Annotated in this window: 18 protein-coding genes and 1 tRNA gene; 11 read left to right on the forward strand and 8 right to left on the reverse strand. The window is 62.6% G+C overall.

What is annotated here, in order from left to right; genetic code table 11:
- The first annotated feature begins 11 nt into the window (after positions 1–11).
- Positions 12–2,927 (forward strand): formate dehydrogenase subunit alpha, encoded by a 2,916-nt coding sequence (gene fdhF, locus HV670_RS07520; RefSeq protein WP_175104137.1) that lies wholly within the window; start codon positions 12–14, stop codon positions 2,925–2,927.
- A 79-nt stretch (positions 2,928–3,006) separates the two neighbouring features.
- Positions 3,007–3,261: a formate dehydrogenase subunit delta gene (locus HV670_RS07525; RefSeq protein ID WP_175104138.1), complete on the forward strand. Its 255-nt coding sequence runs from the start codon at positions 3,007–3,009 to the stop codon at positions 3,259–3,261.
- 107 nt (positions 3,262–3,368) lie between these two features.
- Here HV670_RS07525 and HV670_RS07530 read toward each other — a convergent pair whose 3' ends face one another.
- A complete protein-coding gene (locus HV670_RS07530) occupies positions 3,369–4,691 on the reverse strand; it encodes a TIGR00366 family protein (protein WP_175104313.1) in 1,323 nt (440 codons plus the stop codon).
- 331 nt (positions 4,692–5,022) lie between these two features.
- On the opposite strand from HV670_RS07530, the gene HV670_RS07535 reads away from it, so the two are divergent.
- The 4 genes from HV670_RS07535 to HV670_RS07550 all read left to right on the forward strand — a co-directional run bounded on the left by HV670_RS07535 (position 5,023) and on the right by HV670_RS07550 (position 7,366).
- On the forward strand, positions 5,023–5,772 hold the full coding sequence (locus HV670_RS07535; RefSeq protein ID WP_175104139.1) for a DNA/RNA non-specific endonuclease: 750 nt from the start codon (positions 5,023–5,025) through the stop codon (positions 5,770–5,772).
- Positions 5,765–6,025: a hypothetical protein gene (locus HV670_RS07540; RefSeq protein ID WP_175104314.1), complete on the forward strand. Its 261-nt coding sequence runs from the start codon at positions 5,765–5,767 to the stop codon at positions 6,023–6,025. Before HV670_RS07535 ends, HV670_RS07540 begins: the two co-directional genes overlap by 8 nt.
- A gap of 403 nt (positions 6,026–6,428) precedes the next feature.
- The gene (locus HV670_RS07545; RefSeq protein ID WP_175104140.1) at positions 6,429–6,905 is read left to right on the forward strand and encodes a hypothetical protein; all 477 of its coding nucleotides are present in this window, start codon (positions 6,429–6,431) and stop codon (positions 6,903–6,905) included.
- Positions 6,899–7,366 carry a response regulator gene (locus HV670_RS07550; protein WP_175104141.1) on the forward strand — a complete coding sequence of 156 codons (468 nt, stop codon included), beginning with the start codon at positions 6,899–6,901 and terminating at the stop codon, positions 7,364–7,366. Before HV670_RS07545 ends, HV670_RS07550 begins: the two co-directional genes overlap by 7 nt.
- Positions 7,367–7,408: 42 nt before the next feature.
- On the opposite strand, the gene HV670_RS07555 is transcribed toward HV670_RS07550, so the two are convergent.
- From HV670_RS07555 to fdnG, 7 genes are all read right to left on the reverse strand, one after another.
- Positions 7,409–7,504: transfer RNA gene (locus HV670_RS07555), tRNA-Sec, on the reverse strand.
- Positions 7,505–7,523: 19 nt separating this feature from the next.
- Positions 7,524–9,578: a selenocysteine-specific translation elongation factor gene (selB, locus tag HV670_RS07560; protein WP_175104142.1), complete on the reverse strand. Its 2,055-nt coding sequence runs from the start codon at positions 9,576–9,578 to the stop codon at positions 7,524–7,526.
- A gap of 24 nt (positions 9,579–9,602) precedes the next feature.
- The gene (selA, locus tag HV670_RS07565) at positions 9,603–11,030 is read right to left on the reverse strand and encodes an L-seryl-tRNA(Sec) selenium transferase (RefSeq protein WP_175104143.1); all 1,428 of its coding nucleotides are present in this window, start codon (positions 11,028–11,030) and stop codon (positions 9,603–9,605) included.
- On the reverse strand, positions 11,027–12,055 hold the full coding sequence (locus tag HV670_RS07570) for a formate dehydrogenase accessory protein FdhE (RefSeq protein ID WP_175104144.1): 1,029 nt from the start codon (positions 12,053–12,055) through the stop codon (positions 11,027–11,029). Before HV670_RS07570 ends, selA begins: the two co-directional genes overlap by 4 nt.
- A gap of 254 nt (positions 12,056–12,309) precedes the next feature.
- Positions 12,310–12,975, reverse strand: a complete 666-nt coding sequence (locus tag HV670_RS07575) for a formate dehydrogenase subunit gamma (protein ID WP_246257156.1) — start codon at positions 12,973–12,975, stop codon at positions 12,310–12,312.
- Between the two features lie 64 nt (positions 12,976–13,039).
- On the reverse strand, positions 13,040–13,990 hold the full coding sequence (fdxH, locus tag HV670_RS07580; RefSeq protein ID WP_175104146.1) for a formate dehydrogenase subunit beta: 951 nt from the start codon (positions 13,988–13,990) through the stop codon (positions 13,040–13,042).
- Between the two features lie 18 nt (positions 13,991–14,008).
- Positions 14,009–17,080 (reverse strand): formate dehydrogenase-N subunit alpha, encoded by a 3,072-nt coding sequence (gene fdnG / locus HV670_RS07585; RefSeq protein WP_175104147.1) that lies wholly within the window; start codon positions 17,078–17,080, stop codon positions 14,009–14,011.
- Positions 17,081–17,257: 177 nt separating this feature from the next.
- Between fdnG and HV670_RS07590 the strand changes: the two genes are divergently transcribed.
- The 5 genes from HV670_RS07590 to HV670_RS07610 all read left to right on the forward strand — a co-directional run bounded on the left by HV670_RS07590 (position 17,258) and on the right by HV670_RS07610 (position 22,185).
- A complete protein-coding gene (locus tag HV670_RS07590) occupies positions 17,258–17,887 on the forward strand; it encodes a LysE family translocator (RefSeq protein ID WP_175104148.1) in 630 nt (209 codons plus the stop codon).
- A gap of 101 nt (positions 17,888–17,988) precedes the next feature.
- Positions 17,989–18,153: a hypothetical protein gene (locus tag HV670_RS07595; protein ID WP_175104149.1), complete on the forward strand. Its 165-nt coding sequence runs from the start codon at positions 17,989–17,991 to the stop codon at positions 18,151–18,153.
- 377 nt (positions 18,154–18,530) lie between these two features.
- Positions 18,531–19,484 (forward strand): sugar ABC transporter substrate-binding protein, encoded by a 954-nt coding sequence (locus tag HV670_RS07600; RefSeq protein WP_175104150.1) that lies wholly within the window; start codon positions 18,531–18,533, stop codon positions 19,482–19,484.
- An 89-nt stretch (positions 19,485–19,573) separates the two neighbouring features.
- Entirely contained in the window at positions 19,574–21,178 is a 1,605-nt protein-coding gene (locus HV670_RS07605; RefSeq protein ID WP_175104151.1) for a sugar ABC transporter ATP-binding protein, read from the forward strand.
- Entirely contained in the window at positions 21,175–22,185 is a 1,011-nt protein-coding gene (locus HV670_RS07610; RefSeq protein WP_175104152.1) for an ABC transporter permease, read from the forward strand. The genes HV670_RS07605 and HV670_RS07610 overlap by 4 nt, the downstream gene beginning before the upstream one ends.
- The last annotated feature ends 21 nt before the right edge of the window (positions 22,186–22,206 follow it).

Genomic DNA, 22,206 nt, shown 5'->3' on the forward strand with positions numbered 1-22,206 from the left:
GAGGAAACAACATGCTCGATCATCTTAAACACACCGACTACGGCACACCCCGACGCGAAGCGGAGAGGGAAGTGACGTTGGAAATCGACGGTGTCAGCGTTAGCGTTCCCGAAGGTACGTCCCTGATGCGGGCAGCCGTGGACGCCGGGGTCCAGGTTCCGAAGCTTTGTGCGACGGATAGTCTGGAGCCATTCGGTTCATGTCGCCTGTGCCTTGTCGAGATCGATGGCCGCAAGGGCTTCCCCGCCTCGTGTACGACGCCGGCCGAAGCCGGCATGAAGGTGCGCACACAGACACCGAAGCTGCAGGAGTTGCGAAAGGGCGTGATGGAGCTTTATATCTCCGATCACCCCCTGGACTGCCTGACCTGTGCCGCGAACGGTGACTGCGAACTCCAGGACATGGCGGGCGTGACGGGCCTGCGCGCCGTCCGGTATGGTGTGGGAGACCAGCATGGCGGCGCACACCACCTGAACAGCAAAAAGGATGAATCCAATCCTTACTTTACCTACGATCCGAGTAAGTGCATCGTTTGCAACCGGTGCGTGCGAGCCTGCGAGGAAACGCAGGGGACGTTTGCCCTGACGATCAGCGGGCGCGGTTTCGATTCGCGTGTCTCGGCGGGGATGGGAGAGTCTTTTCTCGACTCCGAGTGCGTCAGTTGTGGTGCCTGCGTTCAGGCATGTCCGACGGCTACGCTGCAGGAAAAGTCGATCATCCAGTTCGGCCAGTCCGAACACAGCGTCATTACCACATGCGCGTACTGCGGCGTGGGCTGCGGCTTCAAGGCCGAAATGAAGGGCAGCCAGGTCGTCCGCATGGTGCCCTGGAAGGACGGCAAGGCGAACGAGGGGCATTCGTGCGTCAAGGGCCGGTTCGCATGGGGCTATGCGACACATAAGGATCGCATTACCAAGCCGATGATCCGCGCGAAGATCACGGACCCCTGGCGGGAGGTCAGCTGGGACGAGGCGATTGGCTACGCGGCGAGCGAGTTCAAAAGGATCCAGGCGAAGCACGGTCGCGAATCGGTTGGCGGCATAACGTCATCGCGCTGTACGAACGAAGAGACCTATCTCGTGCAGAAGCTCGTGCGCGCTGCGTTCGGCAACAACAACGTCGACACGTGCGCACGGGTTTGCCATTCACCGACCGGTTACGGGTTGGGGCAGGCGTATGGCACGTCGGCGGGAACGCAGACGTTCAAGTCGATCGAAAAGTCGGACGTGGTGCTCGTCATTGGTGCCAACCCGACGGATGCCCACCCGGTATTCGGTTCGCGCATGAAAAAGCGGCTGCGCCAAGGGGCCAGCTTGATCGTCATCGATCCACGGGTGATCGATCTCGTGAAGTCGCCGCATATTCGTGCCGAACATCATCTGCAGTTGCGGCCCGGGACCAACGTCGCTGTGTTGACAGCGATGGCGCACACCATCGTGACCGAGGGTCTGTGGGACGAAGCCTACGTTGCCGCGCGTTGCGACGCGCAGAGTTTTTCCGAATGGCTCGAGTTCGTTCGTCAGCCGGAGAGTTCGCCGGAAGCGATGGAGTCGGTCTGTGGCGTGCCAGCGGCAACGATTCGTGCCGCGGCGAGACTCTACTCGACAGGAAAAAGCGAAGGTACGGCGGCTGATGTCGCCACGCATCGACCGAATTCGGCCATCTATTATGGCCTCGGCGTGACCGAGCATGCCCAGGGTGCGACCTCAGTCATGGCAATCGCGAACCTGGCCATGCTGACCGGCAATATTGGACGGGAAGGGGTGGGGGTGAACCCGCTCAGAGGCCAGAACAATGTGCAAGGATCCTGTGACATGGGATCGTTTCCGCATGAACTGCCGGGTTATCGCCATATTTCGGACAGCACGGCTCGAGCCGAATTCGAAGCGGCTTGGGGTGTGACGCTCGATCCGGAGCCGGGTCTGCGATTGCCCAACATGTTCGACGCCGCGGTGTCGGGCAGCTTCCTCGGACTCTATTGCGAAGGGGAGGACATTGTGCAGTCCGATCCCGATACGCAGCATGTCGCCGAGGCATTGATGGCAATGGAGTGCATCGTCGTGCAGGACATCTTCTTGAACGAGACCGCAAAGTACGCGCATGTATTCCTGCCTGGCTCGTCCTTTCTCGAGAAGGATGGCACGTTCACTAACGCGGAACGCCGCATTTCGCGCGTAACCCGGGTGATGCCGCCGCTGGCGGGCTATGCCGATTGGGAGGTGACAGTCAAACTTGCCAACGCACTCGGCCTGCCGATGAATTACGCGCATCCCAGCGAGATCATGGACGAGATAGCCGCGCTGACACCCACGTTCCGTGGGGTATCGTTCGAGAGGATTGAACGCCTGGGTAGTGTCCAGTGGCCCTGTAACGACGACACGCCGGAAGCAGGCGTGGACACGATGCACGTCGATCGCTTCGTGCGGGGCAAAGGCCGTTTCCTGATCACGAAGTACGTACCCACGGACGAGAAAGTCACGCGCAAGTACCCGCTGCTCTTTACCACCGGCCGGATCCTGTCGCAATACAACGTTGGAGCCCAGACGCGTCGCACCGAGAATAACGCGTGGCACGCCGAGGACCGGTTGGAGATTCATCCGGTCGATGCGGAGGATCGTGGGATTGTCGATGGTGACTGGGTCGGTATCGAAAGCCGTGCCGGCTCGACCGTATTGCGAGCGCTCGTGACTGAGCGCATGCAACCCGGCGTCGTGTACACCACGTTCCATTTCCCCGAGTCGGGGGCCAATGTCATTACGACGGACAGTTCCGATTGGGCGACCAACTGTCCCGAGTACAAGGTCACGGCGGTGCAGGTCATGCCGGTGACGCAGCCCTCGGAGTGGCAACGCGAGTACTCGCGTTTCACGCAGATCCAGGAGGAATTGCTGGAGCGCGCGCGCGTACCGACCGCAGCAGGGGAGTGATCCGCTTGCGAGAAGTCGCGAGGCGGGTGGAGCCGGCGCATGCCGGCATACGACTGAAAAGGGTAATGAGGGGAAGAAGATGGATAGCCAGAGCCTGGTCCGTATGGCCAATCGCATTGGCGACTTTTTTGAGGCAATGCCAAACCGGGATCGCGCGATGGCGGATATCGTCGATCACATGCGAAAATTCTGGGAACCACGCATGCGGCAAGCGATGGTGGATCATCTGGACCGGGGCGCAGGGGAAGGCCTCAGCGAGATTGTCTTGACCAGCTTGACGCGGCATCGCGTAGTACTTGAAGAAGCGCTCCCGGCGCGTGCGTCGGAAAAATAGACACCGTCCGACACCGGCTCGTTATCGCGAGTGAAGCGAGCCGGTCCGCTACGGAAGAAGACTTGCCTTCCTGGGCGGCCCACCTCATTTGAGGCGGACCGCGACCTTCAGAACAAGTACAAGCCCGCCACAAAAATCACGCCTGAAAACAGAAGCGCTGTCACGCAGTAGCCCATGATGTCTCGAACGCCCAAACCGGCGATCGCAAGCGCAGGCAGTGCCCAGAACGGCTGCGCCATATTCGTCCACGCTTCGCCATAAGCAATTGCCATCGCGGACTTGCCGAGGTCCGCGCCGAGCGCTTGCGCCGCCGGCATGACGAATGGTCCCTGCACGACCCAATGACCGCCCCCTGATGGCACGGCGAAATTGATGAGTGCCGAGCTCAGGAACGCCAGAAGCGGAAAGGTGTGGACGTTCGCGATGTCGACAAACCACTTCGTGATGACGCCGGCCAGCCCCGAATGGTCCATGAGGGCCTGAATACCCGCGTAGAAGGGGAACTGGATCATGATGGCGGACGCGCCCTTCGCTGCACCGGCTACAGCGCGCGCGTATGCCATCGGCGTCTTGTGAAGCACGATACCTGCCGCGAGAAACGCGAGGTTGACGGTATCGATATCGAGTACAAAGCCCTTCTTGACGAATCGGATCACCAGAAACGCGGCGCACAGTGCGGCCACGAGGAACGCTAGTACACGGCTTTCCTCCATCCGCTCGGCCGTCGTTGCGTTAGGAGAAAGTTTGCGCTCAACGCTCGGTGGGTCCTGCAAAAGGGCTGGGTCAACTGTGACGACATCCTCAGGTTTCGGCATCATGAGTCTCGCCAGAATCGGCAAAAGAATGATGAGGCCAATGGTAATAAACGCGTTGTAACCCGTGAAAATTGTGTGGGAGACCGGAATCAGCCCGACTGTCTTCTCCATGGGATTGCCTTTGGTCGCTGCCACGAGCGGGACCGACCCGGACAAGCCACCGTGCCACGTCAGGAACCCCATGTAGGCGCTTGCGACGAGGAGGCGGTAGTCCGTTCCCGGAACGCGTCTAGCGACTTCACGAGCAAGCATCGCACCAAGGACCAGACCGAATCCCCAGTTGATGGCGCAGGCAACCCCGCCTACGAACGCCACCAGCATCACGCCTTGGCCCGGTGTACGCGCGGAGCTCGCCAAAGCAAACAGCATTCGCTTGACCGGGCCCGAACTCGCCAAAGCGTGACCGGTCACAAGAATCATCGCCATCTGCATCGAGAATGCGAGCAGATTCCAGAAGCCGGAGCCCCATAGCATCACGAGATCGGCTGGAGCCTTAGGCGTCAAACCAAGCGCGAGCGCGAAGGTCACGACGGTCAGAAGGATGGCAAATATCAGGGGGTCGGGCAAAATCCTGTGCACCACCTGAGTAAAAAAAGCGGAAATTCGCTGAATCAACTGTCTACTCCTCGTCACCAAAAATGAACTCGACCTACTGTCGTTGTTATGGGCGGTAAGCCGCGCGCGGCACATGGTTTTACGGCAACGACGACTGAATCCTTTAGTGATTCCGGTAAACAAACAGCATGGTGAGATAGGCTGCTCGAAAACGACACGCTCATGAAGCATTCGCAAACTCGCAGGACCGGAAGGATGCGCATGCTTCATGCAATCATGGATGCGATGGCGTACCGATAACAAGACACTAATGGCATCTCTCCCACATGCGTTTGAGTTCAACTATTGCTTGGCGATACTTGCCCGTGCCATCACTGCATACCCAATGCGAATGAAGAGACTCTTAGCTGTTCTCCTGGTTGCAGTGGCAACCTATGCTTCTGCCGCCCCGGAATGTCGACAGTTCAGCCCTAGTGGGCAACCCCCCGTACTCGCGAACGCCAAATTGGCGGCAAAAACGCGGATGCTTTGTTACTCCGACTTCGCGGTGCTTCATTCCGGCGTGACGCACGGGCCGCTGTGGTCGGCCGAGTATCTGACGCGAGCTCACCTGATGGCGGCCAAAGGCGAACTCCGTACAAACAGGTTTCATGCGGAGACGACCTTACCGGAAGGCGAGGGTGCGACACTCGCCGACTACCGAAAGAGCGGCTATGACCGGGGTCACATGAGTCCCGCCGGCGACCAGTGGAATGACGAAGCCATGGCGGAATCGTTCACGCTCGCAAACATGGTCCCACAGAATCCGACGAATAACCGTCGCTTGTGGGCTCACATTGAAGAAGCGGTTCGCCGTATGGCCATCGATGGAGGCGATACCTATGTTGTCACCGGCCCCATGTTCACGGGTCGTCAACTGAAGACTATCGGTGCAACAGGCGTCTTCGTACCCACTCAGCTGTTCAAAGTCGTATACGTCCAGTCGCAGCAGCTCGCGTTTGCCATTGTGGTGAATAATGAAGCCACGAATCGGTACGACGTGGAGAGCGTTCACGAACTCGAAGCGGCGAGCGGTCTGCGTTTCCCCGGCATTCCGGAGTCCCTGAAGGACAAGCGAATCGGAGGGCTGAATGGTGTTTGAGGCATTTGGGAATGACACGGACGTCCTGAACATTCACGGTGACGCGTTGACCGTCACCAACGACCCGGTACGCATTGTCATAACGGGCACACTGGAACTCACTCGCGACAGGGTTGGACTGAAGGCCGCACTCGCGCTGCAGCAGGCCATCGGAAGCGTCGTCGATGTGCTGCAGGCAGACCCGTCGTTGCCGGAACACATCGTCGACGAGCCGCCGGCTCCGACCGGTACGGTTGATAACCCGTTCGTTTAGCCTCGTGAATAGTCGGACAATCAGATTCACGTTGCCGGTTTCGTCTTTAACTTCGCCCCTCGACGCGGCGACATGCGGCCGTCGTCCCTTCGCGTTAGCCGACGGACGGTGTTTCGCAGATCGACTCCGCTCGGAAATCAACGTTCCGGTTATACGCCCGTATAGGCAAGCTACACCAACGCGGCATCGACATATCCTACCGTAGAGTAGATTCGCCCTTCGTCCAAACTTACTCTTCTCTCATCGAGGCAGCACTCGCCGTTATGACAGCGCAAAGAGGGATGATCCGACCTCGGGTCGCGTGCTGTGAATCCCTGTTGTGCAGGTTGTTGGCATTTTTATGGCTCCTGACACGGACTCAACGCGCAGGCGCACGCTACCGAAAGATTTTGGGAAGCCCACAATGGCCGCAAAGCGCAAGTCTGCATTGAGGAGCATCAACCAACCGGGAACGCCTCCTCCGCTTGACGACCTCAAAACACAGCTCGCGCCCATTTCCACCGCACTGACGGAAGAACTCGCGGCGCTGTTGGCAGGCGTTCTCGACGACAGAAGGAAGCCTATGCTCGACCGTCTGTCGCAGGCGCTAAGCGACGCGGTCCCCGAGTTTCTGCAACGAGCGTTCGAACAGGAATTGCTCGCAGGCGGAAAGTCAGCGTCGGAACGTCGGGCATCGCTTGTCGCGGTATTGCGCGCGACCCACCGGCAAACACGCGCGTCTGATGACGACGAGAGCACAGACGGTGCTATCGGCAGTGTCAGCTGCCGCGAGAACGCTCCCGTCCAACGGACTGCTATCAACTCGGGCGAGCAGCGCAATAGCGGTTACCGGCAAACAGACGAAGTGAAAAATCACCGCATTGGGGATGGATCATGGTGATGGTGTTACTGGTCGACGACGACACAAACCAGCTTCAAGCGCTTGAGACGTTGGTTTGCGGGGAAGGTTACGAGGTCATGACTGCGTCGAACGGGGACGAGGCACTGCATGCAGCGCGCCGAAAGCGACCAGACATCGTTGTCTCGGATTTCATGATGCCGGTCATGGACGGTCCCGCCCTCATCAGCGCGCTCGCAGCCGAGCCAGAGTTTGCAACGATTCCTGTTCTTCTGAACTCTTCGGTGGCGACACCGCCGCCTCATCTTCGGGTGGCGGCGTTTCTCAGAAAGCCAGTCGCGGCCCCGCGCCTGCTGGAACTGCTTGAGCTGCACAGTTCACAGTTCGCAGTTCGCAGTAGGGTCGTCGCCGCGACGGGTCACATCGATACGCCAGCAAGGGAAAGCCACTCTGGGCTCCATCGAGGCGTACCGCACTTTCGAAGAAAGCGCAGTCGCTGGTAAGTCGACACACCACAACACGGTTGGTGATCCCCGGAATCTTGATGGCGGAAGGCAGCAGGAGTCGAACCTACCTGGGAGTGTCTGACACCCCCCACTGAGTTTGAAGCCCAGCCGCACCACCGGATGCGGATGCCTTCCTTCGCCAACGCTGAAACTGTTACCGGACCGGATGCGCGGGGTCCAGTTGTTCGAGCGGATGGGTTCCGCGCGGTCCGCGCAACCAATGGGCGTCGCGGTGGAAACGAGTATAGCCAAGCCGATCGAAGAACTCCAAAACCTGAATCGCGCGTTTGCGCCCTAGACCGGTTGCATCGCGGAAGGCGGCCGCATTGATGGGCCGTGAGGGGCGGCCGGCGATTGAATGGGCGGCTAAGGAGCCGACTGAATCGCCAACTGAATCGCCAATCGAGTCACTATCCGATTGGGTGACTGCACCGGTGACTGAGCCGCCAACCGGGCCTGCGATGGAACCCGCGATTGAGCCGGCAATCGCCGCAAGTTTGCCGATCGATGCCGGATGGTAGAACAGGTCGCGCACCACCTGATAAAGCGCCCCCTCCCGGGCGAGACGCCGCAAGGCCTCACGCACCGGCTCCTCGTCCGCGCCGGCCGCTGAGGCGAGATCGCGGACCCACGGTGGATCGAAGCCGCCGGCGAGCACCAGGGGCAGCAGGCGCTGAGCGAGTCGCCGCTGATCCTCGCCGACGTCCTGTGTATGTCCGGGAAGGTGAAGCCAGGGGCCCGAGCGCTGGATCACGCCGGTCCGGATCAAGGTGTCGAGCACGGCATTCCAGAGCGGATCAGGCCAGACCTGTGCGACGATGCGCCGCAGCCGGGTGCTGTCAGGGCCGGCTTCGTCCGGGCTGCGCTCGTGGAAGCTGCGCAGTGCGGCGAGCACGCGTTGCGCGAGCCGGTCCCGATGTTCGTCGAGGATCAGGACGGCATCGTCAGCGGTGCTGCCGGGAAGAATCTGTGCGTTCGGCATTTCGCCGATCGCCGTGCCGGCGAGATGAACGGCGCGCGCATGTGGCAAGCCGAGCGGTGCGGCTTCGAGCAACACCTCGAAACGACCCTCGTCGAGCCAGGCCGTCATCGCATCGAGCCAGGCATGCCGCTCGGACGAGCGTCGCTTGCGCTCCGGCCCGAACGGGTCGAGCACGCGGCCACCGCCGAGGGTCCGCGTGGCCTGCGCATTGCGAACGACAAAGCGCATCCCAGGTACCGCGCAGACCGGCTGTTCGAAGACGAGCTGCACGCGCGCGGTCGCCCCCGGTGCGAGTGTTTCGCCTTCGAGCAAAGCTGCGTGCGCAACTTGATGCGAGGTGCCGATGTGCACGTGCAGCGGTGCCCAGTGCGCAAGCGGCGAGGGCGCATCCGCGAGCAGCGTCAGTTCGGTATCGAGGCGTTCGGATGACTGAGCAAGGCGCGGATCGACGATCCAGTCGCCGCGATGGATCCGGTCCTTGTCGATCGACGCGAGGTTCAGCGCGCAGCGCTGGCCCGCATGCCCGCTGTCGGCCGGCTGGTTTTGCGCATGAATACCGCGGATGCGAACCGGTTCGTCCGAAGGGGCGAGCCGCAGCGTGTCGCCGCTGGCGACGCGGCCTGCGAAGACTGTGCCGGTGACGACGGTGCCATGACCCGCGAGCGTGAAGACGCGGTCGACCGAGAGCCGGAACAGACCGTCGTCGCGCCGCGCCTGCCAATGGACAGCCGCTTCGCGCAGCGCGGCATCGAGCGCGGCGACACCGGGGTCGCCGGCCATGTTCGCGTTGGTTTCAAAGATGCGAGCGCCGGCTAGCGGCGTAGGTTCGAGCAGATGCCCGATCTCCGCGCGCACCTCGGCGCGCCTCGCCTCATCTACCCGGTCGACCTTCGTCATGGCGACCACGCCGGACGTGATGCCTAACAATTGCAGGATCGCCAGGTGTTCACGCGTCTGCGGCATCACGCCATCGTCGGCCGCGACGACGAGCAGTGCAAAGTCGATTCCGCAGGCGCCGGCCGCCATCGCATGGATAAAGCGTTCATGCCCGGGTACGTCGATGATGCCGAGTACCTCCCCATTGGCGAGCGGCGTGTAGGCATAACCGAGTTCGATAGAGATGCCGCGCGCCTTCTCTTCCTTGAGGCGATCGGTGTCGACACCGGTCAGCGCGCGCACCAGCGTAGTCTTGCCGTGATCGATATGGCCCGCGGTTCCGATGATCATCGAAGGACGTTCGTACGAGACTGTCTAGAGCCGCAGCGACGCGAGCTGGGCAGCGAACACCGCCTCGTCGGCCGTTTCGAGACAACGCAGATCGAGCCGCAGCGCATGGTCCGCGATGCGGCCGATCACGGGGCGCGGCAGGGCACGCAGCGCATCCTCGAGTCGGAGCAATACGCGTTCTCCCGCTTTGCCGTCCGCGCGCCGCGCGACCAGTCCGGCGCTCGGCAGCAGGTCGACCGGCAACGCGCCACTGCCTATCTGGCTGAGCATCGGTTCGACCCGTACGGTGTAGGTCGGTCCGATCGCCCGCTCGAACACCGGCAGCAGACGCTCGGCCGCGGCCTGCATTTCTGTTGTGGGACGTGTCAACAGACGCAGTGTGGTCAGGCGCTCGCGCAGGAATTCGGGCGCTCGGTACAGTTGCAGCACGGGTTCGAGAGCGGCAAGCGTGAGCTTGCCCACGCGCAGCGCGCGCTTGAGCGGATGCTTCTTGATCTTTGCGATCAGGTCCTTGCGCCCCACGATGAGGCCGGCCTGTGGACCGCCGAGCAGCTTGTCCGCGCTGAACGCGACAAGGTCGGCGCCGGCCTCGAGTGTCTGGCGGACCGTGGCCTCCTTCGGCAAGCCGTAATGCGCGAGATCCACGAGGGAGCCACTGCCAAGATCGACTGCGACGGGCAGACTGTGTTCGCGTCCGAATCTCGCAAGGGCACCGAGTTCGACTTCATGCGTGAAGCCTTCGATCGCGTAGTTGCTCGCATGGACTTTCATGAGCAGGGCGGTACGTGGACCGATCGCCTCGGCGTAGTCACGCAGATGGGTGCGATTGGTCGTACCGACTTCGCGGAGCCTGGCGCCGGCACGCGACATGATGTCGGGAATGCGGAATGCGCCGCCGATTTCGACCAGTTCGCCGCGCGAGACGACGACTTCCTTTCCCGGTGCCAGCGCTGCGAGCATCAGCAGGACGGCAGCCGCATTGTTGTTGACGACCGTGGCCGCCTGCGCGCCCGTGAGTTCCCGCAGCACCGGCACCACCAGATCGTCACGGTCGCCGCGTGCCCCCGTGTCGAGATCGAATTCGAGATTGACGGGCCGCGACAGTGCGTCGACGACGGCCTGCACCGCGCTATCGGGAAGCAACGCACGGCCGAGGTTCGTGTGGAGGACGGTGCCCGTGAGATTGAAAACGGGACGCAGACGCAAGCGGGCGTCGGCGTCGAGCAAGGCAGACGTTTGGGCCGCGAAGAATTCGTAGCTCGTTTGCGCGAGGGAGGTGGGCGTGCTTTGCGCGGCCTCACGGCACTGATCGAGCACGCGCCTGAGCGTGGCGATCGTCTGAATTCGTCCATGCACGGCGATCAAGGACTCGAACGGCGCAGAAGACATCAGCCGCTCGACCGACGGAATTCGCGCGAGGCCGTCCAGGGTCTTGCCTCCGTCCTCACTCACGCGTGCTCCCCCTCGTCCCGGGCGGGCCAGAGAAACGGATGAGGGTTAGGGCGGTGATAACCGGCCTCGTTCATCATGAGGTCGAGGGACAGGCTTGCGAGGTCATCAACAAACGGCTCTGCGTCGAAGAGCTTGTTCTGGGCGAAGATCTTCCGATAGCAGTGACATTCTTCGCACGATTCCGCCCGCGTTCCCTCGAAACTGCCTTCGATACTCTGGTAGGCGATCCCCTTGGTCGACGCGCAATGCGAACATTTGACGCGCACGAAATGGGTTTGTGTCGCGCAGAGCGTGCACTCTAGATAGCGATAGCCGTCATAGGCGCCGCCGACCCGCACGATGCTCGCAATCGGCGGTGATCCGCAGACTGGGCACAAGCCCGGCGCATCGAGGTAGGGCATGTCTTCGTTCGCGAGCGCGCAGGCGCGCTGCGTCCAGACGATCTGCAGGGCGGCGTAGATGAGCGGGGCGGTGCCCGCGTCGATTTCATCGAGTTGCCGTTCCAGCAGGGCCGATGCCTGTGCATCGAGTTCGGCCGTGGACGTGTCTCGAAGCCGCGCTAGCAAGGCGATGAACGAAGGGGGTGTGGCGGCTGCCGCGGCTGTTTTTGTCGGGGCCGATGAGGTCCCTGCCGGGGTCCCCGTTGCGATCTCCGCGCTTGCCGCGAGCTTGTCCGCCGCCGCGACTTGTGTCGCAACACGTTCGACGAGTTCGCCGAGTACGGTGCGCCATTCAGGCCTGAGCGATGGGGCCACGGCCGGTACGATCGGCATGCCGTGCCGCTGCGCGAGCAGGGTCGATGCGACGTCGAACACGGGTTCGTCGAGTCCGGAGAGGACCTGCTGCTGCGCGTCGACCAGGATTGCCATGAGGCGCAGATAACCACCGATCGCATTGCCGCCGGCCAGCTCTCGCAGACGCCGCGCACGCGCGGCGAATACGTCCGCGCGCTGGGGCAGCCGCACGCGTGGCAGGGCGGTCGCATCGAGCGATTGGATCTCGCCCGGTTCAAGGATACGTTGCATGAGGTCCCTTCAGGAACGACAACGTCAGGTTCGTACGCGCGAAACCCGCACGGATCCCGCTCACCTGTGCACCGCTTCCTGAGTCCAGGAAGCTCACTCACCCATGCTCGCGAGCAGGCGTTGGCCTGTATGGAATCCTACGTGAAGTGCACGCGGACCGCTAGCCGGGTCCACCCCCCTGGGTCTACCCTCGGGGTCAACCCGGAGGCACCCCCGAAGTCATGCCGGAAGCACCCCGGGGGCCAACGCTCGATTCAGCGCCGTTCCGACTTGACCACCTCGCGGAACCAGCGCGGATGATGCTTGCGCGCCCAGCCGGGCGTGACGGTGCCACGCACCATCGCGCCGATGGAGCCCTTGACCCAGATCGCCGCATAGATATGGATGATGATTCCCACGATCAGCACAAACGCGGTCGCCGCATGAACCACCGCGGCAAACCGGATCACTTCGATCGGGAAATAGAACGAGAAATAGCGGCGCCAGATCACGATGCCGCTGAGCAAAAGCAGCAACAGACACACGATCATCGTGAAGAACAACAATTTTTGCCCGGCGTTGTAGCGCCCGACTTCGGGCAGCCTGTCCTCGCGGTTCACGATCACATCGTCCATCCGTTTGAGCCACTGGATGTCGTCGCGGTCGAGCAGGTTGTGGTGAAAGAAGCGCATCGCGAGCAGCGCGAACGATACGAACATGACGACGCCGATGAACGGATGGAGGATCCGGTTCCACTGGCCGCCGCCGAACAGCGACGACAGCCAGAACATCGCCGGATGAAACATCGCGAGACCCGAGAGCGCGAGCAGGATGAACGAAATCGCGGTGATCCAGTGGTTGCTGCGGTCGTTCGGCGTATAGCGGACGATGAGATCGCGTCCGTCGAGCGATGCATCGCGCACGATCGAATCCTCGACCACGCGGGGGCGGTCGCGATAGCGGCGGTGGCCGGCGCGAGGCGGGGCTTCCGGGTCGTGCAAGGGGTCAGACATCGTAGCGCTCCTCATCGCGGCGCACACCGCCATTGTCGTCTTCGCGGGCACGGCGCAGGTCGTCCTGCGCGTCGAGCTCGTCGTTGATTCCCACTTCGTTGGGCCCGACCCGCGTGTAGTGGAAGAACCCGGCCAAGGCCGCGAACGCGATGCCGGCCAGCGCGAGCGGCTTGGCGATACCTTTCCAGATCCATACCATCGGGCTGATGTGCGGATCTTTCGGCAGGCCGCTATACAGCCCCGGCTGGTCCGCGTGATGGAGCACGTACATCACGTGCGTGCCGCCGACGCCCGCGGGATCGTAGAGTCCCGCATGCTCGAAGCCGCGGTCCTTGAGATCGACGATGCGTTCCTCGGCGTGCACCTTCATGTCGACCTTGGTGCCGAACATGATCGCGCCGGTCGGGCAGGTTTTGACGCATGCGGGTTCCTGGCCGACCGCGACCCGGTCCGAACACAGTGTGCACTTATAGACACGGTGATCCTTCTTCGACAGCCGCGGCACGTCGAACGGGCAGCCCGCGATGCAGTAGCCGCAGCCGATGCAGTTTTCCTCGTGAAAGTCGACGATGCCATTCGTGTACTGGACGATGGCGCCCGGCGACGGACAGGCCTTCAGGCAGCCCGGGTCCTCGCAGTGCATGCAGCCGTCCTTGCGGATCAGCCATTCGAGGTTGCCATTCGAGTTCTCGTATTCCGCGAAGCGCATCACCGTCCACGAGTGCTCGCTCAAGTCACGCGGATTGTCGTAGATGCCGGTGGTCGTGCCGATGTCGTCGCGCAGGTCATTCCACTCCATGCACGCGGTCTGGCAGGCCTTGCAGCCGATGCACTTGGTCACGTCGATGAGCTTCGCGACCGCGCCGGTGGCCGGCTCGCGGATCGACGTCTCCGGGACGGTCGTGGCCGACATGCGTTTGATATCGAGCGATTGCAATGCCATATCGGGCTCCCTTGGGTGTCAGGCCTTTTCGACTTTGACCAGAAAAGACTTGAACTCAGGCGTCTGGGTATTCGCGTCGCCGACTGCGGGCGTCAGGGTATTGACCAGGTAACCGGGCTTGGTCAAACCCTTGAATCCCCAATGCAGCGGGATGCCGACGGTCTGCACCTTCTTGCCGTCAATCATGAGCGGCTTGATCCGCTTGGTCACGACCGCGACCGCGATGATATGGCCGCGCTTGGACGAGACCTTGATGCGATCGCCCGCGACGACGCCGACTTCCTTCGCGAGATCCTCGCCGATCTCCACGAATTGCTCCGGCTGGATGATCGCATTGAGCCGCGCATGCTTGGTCCAGTAGTGGAAATGCTCGGTGAGCCGGTAGGTCGTCGCGGTGTGTGGATAGTCCGCGGCCTTGCCCAGCGACGCCTTGTCGTCCGGGAAAATCCGCGCGGCCGGATTGTTGGTGACTTCGGCATGGTCCGGATGCAGCGGGTTGTAGCCGAGCGGCGTCTCGAACGGCTCATAGTGCTCGGGGAACGGACCCTCGGCCATGCCGTCGCGCGCGAAGAAGCGTGCGACGCCCTCGGCGTTCATGATGAACGGACCCATGCCATTCTCGGGCGGTTCGTCGGCCTTGTAGTCGGGCGTGTCGGAGCCGGTCCAGGCCTTGCCGTTCCAGGCGATCAGCTTGCGGGTCGGATCGAAGGGCTTGCCGCTCGTATCGCACGACGCCCGGTTGTACAGGATGCGCCGGTTCGCGGGCCATGCCCAGGCCCAGTTCAGCGTCTGGCCGTTACCGGTCGGGTCATTGTTGTCGCGGCGGCCCATCTGGTTGCCGGCCGGGGTCCAGGCGCCGCAGAAGATCCAGCAGCCGCTCGCCGTCGAACCATCGTCCTTCAACTGTCCGAAGCCCGATAACTGTTCGCCGGCCTTGACCAGCACTTTCGCGGGATCCTTCGGATCGGTCAGCTCGGTGAGCGCCTTGCCGTTGAACTCTCTCGCGAGCTCTTCAGGCGTCGGGCTGTTCGGGTTGGCGTAGGGCCAACTCAAGTTGACGATCGGGTCGGGGAACTTGCCGCCGTCCTTCTGGTACATCGCACGGATCCGCATGAACAGCTCACCCATGATCGCGAGATCGCTGCGCGATTCGCCCGGGCCGTCCGCTCCTTGCCAGTGCCACTGAAGGACCCGGCTCGAACTGACGAGCGAACCGAATTCCTCGGCGAAACAGGTGGTCGGCAGGCGGAATACCTCGGTCTGGATATCGGCGGATTTCACATCGTTGAACTCGCCATAGTTCTTCCAGAACTCAGAGGTCTCAGTCGCAAGCGGGTCCATGATGACGAGCCATTTGAGTTTGGACAGCGCCTCGATGTTCTTCTGCTTGTTCGATACCGCGGCGAGCGGGTTGAAGCCCTGCGCGATATAGCCGTTGATCTTGCCCTTGTGCATCTCCTCCATCGTGTTGAGCAGGTCGTAGAGGCGGTCGTACTTCGGCAGGTAATCGTAGGCCCAGTTGTTGTCGGCGTTGGCGTGCTCGCCCCACCAGCTCTTCATGAAGCTCACGAAGAAAGCCTTGTAGTTCTTCCAGAAGCTGAGCTGGTTCGGCCGCAGCGGTTGCGGCGCACGCGTCTTGATGTAGTCGTCGAAGTTCTGTTCCCGGTCGAGCCCGAGCGTCATATAGCCGGGCAGCGCATTCGACAGCAGGCCGAGATCGGTCAACCCCTGGATGTTCGAATGGCCGCGCAACGCGTTCATGCCGCCGCCCGAGATGCCGATATTGCCGAGCAGCAACTGGACCATCGCGCCGGTGCGCAGCATCTCCGAGCCGACCGAATGCTGGGTCCAGCCGAGCGCATAGAGGATCGTCGCGGCACGACTCGGCACCGAGCAGCTCGCCAGCATCTCGCAGACGGTCAGGAATTTCTCCTTCGGCGTGCCGCAGGCTTTCTCGACCATCTCCGGCGTGTAGCGCGAGTAATGCGTCTTCATCAACTGGTAGACGCAGCGCGGATCCTGAAGTGTCGGATCGACTTTGGCGAAGCCATCCTCGCCGATGTCGTAGTCCCACGACGACTTGTCCACGTACATGTGCTTGTCTTTGTCGTACCCGGAGTACAAGCCATCGTTGAACGCGAAGTCCTCGCGCACGATAAAACTCATGTCCGTGTAGCTGCGGACATACTCGTGCTGGATCTTGTCCTGGGTCAGCAGGTAGTTGATCACGCCGCCGAGGAACACGATGTCGCTGCCGGTCCGGATCGGTGCGTAGAAATCGGCGACCGACGCGGTACGCGTGAAACGCGGATCGACCACGATCAGCCGCGCGCCGCGATGCGCCTTCGCTTCAGTGACCCACTTGAACCCGCACGGGTGCGCTTCCGCGGCATTGCCGCCCATCACGAGGATCACATCCGCATTGCGGATGTCGACCCAGTGATTCGTCATCGCACCACGGCCAAACGTCGGGGCAAGACCTGCCACCGTCGGACCGTGTCAGACACGCGCCTGGTTGTCGAATGCCAGCATCCCGAGACTGCGGACGGTCTTGTGAGTCAGGTAACCCACTTCATTGCTGCTAGCCGACGCGGCAAGCATGCCCGTCGTGAGCCAGCGGTTGACCGTCTCACCCGCTTCGTTCTTTTCGATGAAGTTCGCATCGCGGTCCTCTTTCATCTTCTTCGCGATGCGCCCGAGAGCGTCGTTCCAGCTGATGGGCTCCCACTTGTCGGAGCCTGGCGCGCGGTATTCGGGGTATTCGAGCCGGCTCGGGCTGTGAATGAAGTCGAGCAGGCTCGCGCCCTTCGGGCACAGGGTGCCGCGGTTGACCGGGTGGTCGGGGTCGCCTTCGATATGGATAATGCTCGACTTGGCGTTCTTGGCGTTGTCGCCGAGGCTGTACATCAGGATGCCGCAGCCGACCGAACAGTAGGGACAGGTGTTGCGCGTTTCCGTCGTGCGCGTCAGTTTGTAGGCCCTGACCTCCGCGACCGCAGGTTCCGGCGAGAAGCCCATCAGGGCGAGACTCGAGCCGGCCAAGGTGGTCGCCGATACTTTCAGGAACTGGCGTCGGGTCATGGTAGACATGGTGACGAGCCTCGCTGAATGCATACTTGTAGGAACTCAATTGAGTATAGGCGTAGTGTGCGGGATTTGCCTATGGGGGCGTATCAAGACCTCGCCCGCGTCGCGAGGCGGAGCTGTCGGGGCAATTCATGACCCGGCTTTGTCAGCCATCTTTTTCAGCCATCGGGGTAGCGGGCCATGTTGTTTCTGAACGCGTTGCTGATCGGGTTCTGTATCGCCGCGCCCGTGGGGCCGATCGGCATGCTTTGCATCCAGCGCAGCCTCAGCGGCGGCTTCAGGCCGGGCATCGCGACAGGGCTCGGCGCGGCCTGCGCGGACGCCGTCTATGGCCTGCTGGGCGCGGTCGGCGTCGCGGGTATCGTCATGCGGTTCCCGGTCTTGACGGACTTCCTTCAGATCGGCGGCGGCGCGTTCCTGGTCTGGCTCGGATGGACGATTTTTCGGAGCCGGGCGCGGCGGGACGCCCCTGTACCGGTTGTGGCGAGCGGCCGGCGCGCTTTCGCGTCGACCTTTGTGCTGACCTTGTCGAATCCGATGACGATTCTGTCCTTCGTCGCGATGTTCGCCGCGCTCGGGGCGAGTGTGTCGTCCAGCTCGGCGGGGGCGTGGCTCGCACCCGCGATCATGGTGACCGGGGTTTTTGCCGGGTCCGCCGCATGGTGGCTCTGCCTGAGCGGGGCGAGCGCCTTGCTGCGCACGCGCATTCCCGCGCACTGGATCGCGGCAATCGCGGTGCTTTCCGCGTTTGGAGTCGGGCTGATGGGATTCGTGCAAGTGATCGCTGGTTTCAGGCGTCTTTTTGCGTAGAGAAGGCCGTTCGCGGATGGCAAGCCACCGAACTCCATGCTGAGTATTCTTCGTGATCCTTATTTGTACGATTGTTAAATACATATCGATCGAATGGATCGATGAATTGGCCCGTTATGGTCCAGATCGGTGCCAGCTATGACGTGGGCGGCGACGTCAACGCGACAGCGACCCTCACGTTCAGTGCGCGCTACTACCAGACCCTGACCACCGTCAAGCCCGGTGCCCTGACCGCCGTGACCTCACTGACCGTCACGTATCAGTAGTGCGAACATGAGGGCCGACCGTGTTCACGTGTCGCATGTCCGCGCCACGACTTCCCTAGGGGAAATACCGAGGAAACGGCGGGGCGTGTCCGGTCGATCGCACCCCGAAACGCGGCACGATTTCCGCCGACGCCCGTCGGGCGGAGCACTCTCTGAAATTCGTGTCCAGAATGTCGTCAACGAGCAGCCTCGAATCTGATGCGCCGCAAAACATCCCCCGATTGACTTTCTCCATATTCCGCACGATCATCCCATTCGCAAACGTTTGCGGAAATTTTGTCATTGCGTACGTCGCGTATTCCGCGCGCGGACGCCACAATATGTGACTGCGGCCAACGGCAAAGCCGGACCGCACTCACTCAAACAGGAGACGCTTCATGAACCACCTCATCCGCCGTCGTATTCTGGCCGCCGGCGTCGCGCTGGCCGCCGCCTCGATGCTGCCGCTCGGCGCGCAGGCGCAGGACCATAAGCCCAAGGTCGCCCTGGTCATGAAGTCGCTGGCCAACGAGTTCTTCCTCACCATGGAAGACGGCGCGAAGGACTATCAGAAACAGCACACCGCCGATTTCGACCTGATCACCAACGGGATCAAGAACGAGACCGACACGAGTGCGCAAATCCGCATCGTCGAACAGATGATCGTCTCCAAAGTCGATGCCATCGTGATCGCTCCCGCGGACTCGAAGGCAATGGTGCCCGTCATCAAGAAGGCGGTCGACGCGGGCATCATCGTCGTGAACATCGACAACCGGCTCGACCCCGAGGTCGTCCAGTCGAAGGGCATCAAGGTGCCGTTCGTCGGCCCGGACAACCGCAAGGGCGCGCGCCTGGTCGGCGACTATCTGGCCAAGACGCTGAAGGCGGGCGATGAAGTCGGCATCGTCGAGGGCGTCTCGACCACGACCAATGCGCAGCAGCGTTCGGCCGGCTTCAAGGATGCGATGGCCACGGTCAACGCGAAGGTCGTCTCACTGCAATCGGGCGACTGGGAAATCGACAAGGGCAATGCCGTCGCGTCGGCGATGCTCAACGAATATCCGAACATGAAGGCGCTTCTCTGCGGCAACGACAATATGGCGATCGGCGCGGTCTCCGCCGTGCGCGCGGCGGGGCGTGCGGGCAAGGTCGCCGTCGTCGGCTACGACAACATCGCGGCGATCAAGCCGATGCTCGCCGACGGCCGCGTGCTCGCGACCGCCGACCAGTTCGCCGCGAAGCAGGCCGTTTTTGGTATCGACACGGCGCTCAAGGCGATTCACGATCACAAGAAGCAGAACGATCTCTCGGACATCGTCGAGACGCCGGTCGAACTCGTTACCAAGAAGTAAGCTGTATCTAGCAAGCAAATGCGTTTGATCTGACGTGAAACCGGGGCGGCATGCCGAAGTCGGCGCTGCTCCGGGCTGAAGGAGACGGCATGAGTGCAGTGGCATCTTCCCGCCTGGCCGGTACGCAAGCGCGCGATACCGGACCACGCGAACCGCAGCCCGGCGAGCCGGTGCTCACGGTTGCCGGAGTCGGCAAGACCTATGTCGAACCGGTCCTGTCGGACATCGACCTGACACTGATTTCCGGCGAAGTGCTCGCACTGACCGGCGAGAATGGCGCGGGCAAGAGCACCTTGTCGAAGATCATCGGCGGCCTTGTTTCGCCGACGCACGGCTCGATGAACTATCAGGGCGCGCCGTTCGCGCCGGTGAGCCGCAGCGACGCCGAGGCACAAGGTGTGCGCATGGTGATGCAGGAACTCAACCTGCTGCCTACGCTGACGATCGCCGAGAACCTGTTCCTCAATCAGTTGCCGAGGATCAAAGGTCTCGGCTGGATCTCGCGCGGCAAGCTGCGTGAAGACGCGCGAGCCGCGATGGCGCGTGTGGGTCTTGATTCGCTCGATCCCGATACGCCGGTGAGCGCATTGGGCATCGGCCACCAGCAGATGGTGGAGATCGCCCGCAACCTGATCGGCGACTGCCGCGTGCTGATTCTCGATGAGCCGACCGCGATGCTGACGGGTCGTGAGGTCGACCTGCTGTTCGAACAGGTCGAACGGCTCAAGCGCGAGGGCGTCGCGATCATCTATATTTCGCACCGGCTCGAAGAGCTCGCGCGGATCGCGAATCGCATTGCCGTGTTGCGCGACGGCAAGCTCGTGAGCGTGGGCGCGATTGCCGACTACGCGACCGACCGCCTCGTGACGCTGATGGTCGGGCGCGAAATCGGCGAGAAGATCGATCTCGGCGAGCGTCGCATCGGCGCGCCGGTATTGCGCGTCGACGGGCTCACGCGCGGCACGGTCGTGCGCGACGTGTCGTTCGAAGTCCGGCGCGGCGAGATCTTCGGGATCAGCGGTCTGATCGGCGCGGGCCGCACCGAGCTGCTGCGGATGATCTTCGGCGCGGACCCGACCGACAGCGGCACGGTCTCGCTCGGCGAGCCGCCCGTACCCGCGAAGATCAAGTCGCCGTCCGATGCGGTCCGGCACGGCATCGCGATGATCACCGAAGACCGCAAAGGTGAAGGCCTCCTGCTCACGCAGTCGATCGGTGCCAACCTTGCGCTCGGCAATTTCGACGCCGTGTCGCGATACGGCGTCGTCGACGGCGAGCGCGAGGCCGCGCTCTCGCATCGCCAGATCGATGCGATGCATATCCGCTCCTCGAGCTGGCAGCAGCCGGTGGGCGAGCTCTCGGGCGGCAACCAGCAGAAAGTCGTGATTGGCCGCTGGCTCGAACGCGACTGCGAGGTGCTGCTGTTCGACGAGCCGACGCGCGGCATCGATGTCGGCGCGAAGTTCGACATCTATGGCCTGCTCGGTGCCCAGGCCCGCAGCGGCAAGGCCCTGGTCGTCGTGTCGAGCGATCTGCGCGAGCTCATGCTGATCTGCGACCGGATCGGCGTGATGTCGGCCGGCCGGATGGTCGAGACCTTCGGCCGCGACGAATGGACGCAGGACAGTCTGCTGGCCGCGGCCTTTTCCGGCTACGCGAAGCGTGAAGAACTACTGACAAGAGAAACATCATGACGACCTCCTCCAACAAGCCGGCCGAAGCGGTGGTTCCTCCGCCGGCGCGTACTGTCAACGCCGGTACCCGCATGGGGCTCACGAGCTATCTCGGCCTCGCGGGCGCGCTGCTCGCGATGATCGCGCTGTTCTCGACGCTGAGCTCGCACTTCCTGACCTACGACACCTTCATCACGATCGCGAATCAGATTCCCGATCTCGTCGTGATGTCTGTCGGCATGACCTTCGTGCTGATCATCGCGGGCATCGACTTGTCGGTCGGCTCGGTGCTCGCGCTCGCCGCGTCGGCGGTCAGCGTCGCGTCGCTGCAATGGCACTGGAGTCCGATCCCGGCCGCCCTCGCGGGCCTGCTGATCGCCGCGCTCGCGGGCAGCCTGACGGGCGCCGTGACGGTCGCCTGGAGGATCCCCTCGTTCATCGTGTCGCTCGGGGTGCTCGAGATGGCCCGCGGCCTGGCCTATCAGCTGACGAACTCGCGGACCTCGTATATCGGCGATGCCTTCGACTGGCTCGCGAATCCGATCGCAGTGGGGATCTCGCCCGCCTTCATCATCGCCGTGCTCGTCATGATCGTCGCCCAGCTCGTGCTGACGCGCACCGTATTCGGCCGCTACCTGATCGGCATCGGCACGAACGAGGAAGCGGTGCGTCTCGCGGGCATCGACCCGCGGCCGTACAAGATCATCGTGTTCGCACTGATGGGTGCACTCGCGGGACTGGCGGCGCTGTTTCAGATCTCGCGGCTCGAGGCCGCCGACCCGAATGCGGGCTCGGGCGTCGAACTGCAGGTCATCGCGGCGGTCGTGATCGGCGGCACGAGCCTGATGGGCGGCCGCGGTTCGGTGATCAGCACCTTCTTCGGCGTGTTGATCATCTCGGTGCTGGCGGCAGGACTTGCGCAGATCGGCGCGAACGAACCGACCAAGCGGATCATTACGGGCGCGGTGATCGTGGTCGCGGTGGTGCTCGACACCTACCGCAGCCATCGCGCCAAACGCAGCGCCTGAACGGCGCGGCGGAGCAGGGGA

The sequence above is a fragment of the Pararobbsia alpina genome (assembly GCF_902859895.1).
GTDB classification, from domain to species: domain Bacteria; phylum Pseudomonadota; class Gammaproteobacteria; order Burkholderiales; family Burkholderiaceae; genus Pararobbsia; species Pararobbsia alpina.